Source organism: Spirillospora sp. NPDC049652, assembly GCF_040675125.1.
Lineage (GTDB): Bacteria > Actinomycetota > Actinomycetes > Streptosporangiales > Streptosporangiaceae > Spirillospora.
The window spans coordinates 1-1,454 of the sequence record NZ_JBFAOF010001384.1 but is presented as its reverse complement, the minus strand read 5'-3'; the positions used below and the strand labels follow the sequence as shown (position 1 = coordinate 1,454).

Genomic DNA, 1,454 nt, shown 5'->3' with positions numbered 1-1,454 from the left:
CCGGCCGACGCGTGGTCGCACGAGGCCGCCGTCGAGACCGTCCTGCCCGCCGGGTCGAGCTGGACCGTCCAGCTCCGCCTCGACGACACCGAGGTGTTCGCGGTCACCCACGAGGACCCGGGGCTCGCGCCCGGGGACACCGTGCGCTGCTGGGCCCGCCCCGACCGGCTGCACGTCTTCGCCGCCGACGGGACGCGCATGACCGCGTGGGACGACGCGTCCGCGCCGGTCGGGAAGGCCGCCCGATGACCGAGCCCGCACCGGCGTCCGGCGCCCGGCCGACCCGGCCCGACGCGATCCTGCTCGACTTCGGCGGCGTCCTCGTCGAGACCCGCACCCGTCCCGGCTGGACGGCCGTGCTCGCCAAGGAGGTGCACGCCCTGCTCGTCCGGGGCGGCAGCCACTCTCTGAGCGTGGGCGACGTCGAGGCCGACATCAAGGCGGGGGCCGCGGGGGACAAGAGCTGGAAGAACGCCATGTCCCGCCCGTTCGCGCCCGTCGAGATGACGCACGTGCAGTTCTGGCGCGACTACGTCGCCGCGGACTGGCCCGCCCCGGCCCGGCAGGCCGTCGTCGCGCACGCGACCCCGCTGTGCAAGCGGATGGGCGAGGTCCGGCAGGAGCGGATCATCCGCCCCGGCATCCCGGAACTGCTGGACGCCGCCGCCGGGCTGGGCGTCCCCTGCGCCGTGGTCAGCAACGCCCTGTCGGGCGCGGTCCACCGGGACTTCACCGCCGCCACCGGCCTCGCGGACAAGCTCGCCCTGGAGGTCTACAGCGACGAGGCCGGCGTCCGCAAACCCAACCCGGAGATGATCTGGATCGCCACCCGCGCCCTGGACGTCCGGCCCGAACGGGTCTGGTACGTCGGGGACAACTTCGACCGCGACGTGCTGTGCGGCCACCGCGCCGGGGTCGGCGCCACCGTCCTGATGGTCGCCAAGGGCACCTACGACGTCCCGTTCGAGATCCGGAACCGCCCGGACGCCGTGGTCGACGACGGCCACGGCCTGCTCGCCCTGCTCACCGACGCCCCCGAGGGAGACCGATGACCGACCCGGCCGCCGCCCGCGAACTCCAGCGGATCGCCGAGACCGCCGCGCGCGCCCCCGCCGACCGGCTGCGGACGGCGTTCCGCTCCCGTCCGGCCGTGCAGACCAAGCGCGACTTCCACGACCCGGTGACCGAGCACGACCGGGCCGCCGAGGAGACCATCCGCGCCGTCCTCGCCCGGTGCGCCCCCGCGAGCGTGGTCGTCGGCGAGGAGGGCGGCACGCAGGGCGGCGGGCTGCCGGGCGGGGAAGGCGGCGGGCAGGACGGGGAGGTCCGCTGGTATGTCGACCCGATCGACGGCACCGCGAACTTCGCCGCCGGGCTGCCGTTCTTCTGCACCTCCGTGGCGGCCGTCGTGGACGGCGAGGTCGTCGCGGGCGCGGTCTACGACCCGGTGCGCG

General features: G+C 75.7%; 3 protein-coding genes. All 3 read left to right on the top strand.

Annotated elements, in window-relative coordinates; genetic code table 11:
* Positions 1-249: TOBE domain-containing protein (locus tag AB0J52_RS40430; protein WP_500188502.1), on the top strand; the 249-nt coding region annotated here is incomplete at its 5' end.
* Complete coding sequence (locus AB0J52_RS40425) at positions 246-1,052, top strand: HAD family hydrolase (RefSeq protein WP_500188500.1); 807 nt, start codon at positions 246-248, stop codon at positions 1,050-1,052. The genes AB0J52_RS40430 and AB0J52_RS40425, both read left to right, overlap by 4 nt.
* A partial coding sequence (locus AB0J52_RS40420) for an inositol monophosphatase family protein (protein WP_500188499.1) occupies positions 1,049-1,454 on the top strand: 406 nt, incomplete at its 3' end. The genes AB0J52_RS40425 and AB0J52_RS40420, both read left to right, overlap by 4 nt.

Bases quoted from the DNA above. Each gene is read 5' to 3' on its own strand.
- AB0J52_RS40425 (WP_500188500.1), top strand. From the start codon at position 246: ATGACCGAGCCCGCACCGGCGTCCGGCGCCCGGCCGACCCGGCCCGAC.